We start from the raw sequence: 855 nt of genomic DNA, 5'->3' as shown, positions 1-855 counted from the left end.
TTGGGGTAGGTGTACCAGCGTTCGATGCCGTGGGCTTCGAGGGTTTTGGCAAAGCTCGATTCGAACTCACTTCCGTTGTCCGACAAGACCACCTGGGGTTTGGTGGGCAGCAGGCTCAAGGCGGCGGCAAGTGCGCTCTGGGTGTGGCGGCTGGCCTTGCCGGGGGTGGCCACGGCAAAAGCGAAGCGGCTGGCCGGATCGATGAAGGTGAGGATATAGCGGCGCAGTCCATCGCGGACGCGTTCGATGGTATCCACCGCCAGGCACTCGAGCGGTGCTGTCCTGACGCCTGTGGGCTTGCGGGGTTTGGGGTGACGGCGCCAGGGCTTCAGGCGTCCGCGGGTGTCGATGCGCTGCGGGGCGTGGCGCATCTTGTCGGGCGCGCGGGCGATGATCCTGCCGAGGGTGGACACCGACGGCAGCCTCATGCGCCTTTCCTCGCACCAGGGGGCAAGCAGGACGGAAAGCTTTTCCTTGCCTAGGTTGGGATAGCACGTGCGCAGCCGCCTGATCTCGGCCACGAGCCTCGGGTCGGTTTGAGCTGTTCTCTTGCGCTTGGGCGCGCAGGACTTCGCCGCCAGTGCCGCCGGGTTTCCGCCGGCCTCCCGCAGGGCCTGCTTCCACCGATAGAGCGTCCTTCGGGAAACCCCGAAGGCATCCCGGGTGGCTTGCAGGCCGTGTTTGTCCCAGAAGCGCAGGATTCCGAGTCGTTCTTGGGCATCTTTGGGGGTCATCTCCCAAAGATGCCCCAGCTTGGCTAGCCGGTAGAACCCCCGGACCCGGTACCCGACATGATGCACTTGCAAGGCGCTCCTCCCGCTTCGAAGGAGTGCCAAAGGTTTGTGAACTTATGCA

At 64.7% G+C, this 855-nt stretch carries 1 protein-coding gene; it reads right to left on the bottom strand.

Features of this window, described 5'->3' with window-relative positions; translation table 11 throughout:
- Positions 1-800: DDE-type integrase/transposase/recombinase (locus tag ACTFO6_RS17325; RefSeq protein ID WP_439935681.1), on the bottom strand; the 800-nt coding region annotated here is incomplete at its 3' end.
- Between the last annotated feature and the right edge of the window lie 55 nt (positions 801-855).

The sequence above is a fragment of the Pelomicrobium sp. G1 genome (assembly GCF_051905455.1).
Taxonomy (GTDB): domain Bacteria; phylum Pseudomonadota; class Gammaproteobacteria; order Burkholderiales; family UBA6910; genus Pelomicrobium.
The sequence above is the reverse complement of the archived record's forward strand: the minus strand, read 5'-3'. Positions and strand labels throughout refer to the sequence as shown.